Genomic DNA, 316 nt, shown 5'->3' with positions numbered 1-316 from the left:
AGCAGCTTCAGCGGCGAATTTCCCAGAGAACATGGCGTTATGATTGCCCTTGATGCGCGGCAAATTCACCAGCCCGACAGAACATCCCAAAAGCGCGCCGCCTGGGAAAACGGCCTTTGGCATCGACTGATAGCCGCCTTCGGAAATCACCCGTGCGCCATAAGCCACGCGACGGCCACCTTTGAGAAGTTTTGCGATTTCAGGATGGTGCTTGAACCGTTGGAATTCCATATATGGGAAAACATAGGGGTTTACGTAATTCAAGTGCACAACAAAGCCGACGTAAACTTGTTTATTTTCCAAGTGATAGATAAAC

1 protein-coding gene is annotated in these 316 nt (G+C 49.7%); it reads right to left on the bottom strand.

The genetic code is table 11. The annotated features are described in order from the left end of the window. Positions 1-316, bottom strand: a 316-nt coding sequence (locus tag AB9F29_RS21820; RefSeq protein ID WP_369757237.1) for an NAD(P)/FAD-dependent oxidoreductase, incomplete at both ends; no start/stop codon positions are given.

Source organism: Falsihalocynthiibacter sp. S25ZX9 (genome assembly GCF_041205405.1).
Taxonomy (GTDB): Bacteria; Pseudomonadota; Alphaproteobacteria; order Rhodobacterales; family Rhodobacteraceae; genus Falsihalocynthiibacter; species Falsihalocynthiibacter arcticus.
This window is presented reverse-complemented; position numbering and strand designations above follow the sequence as displayed.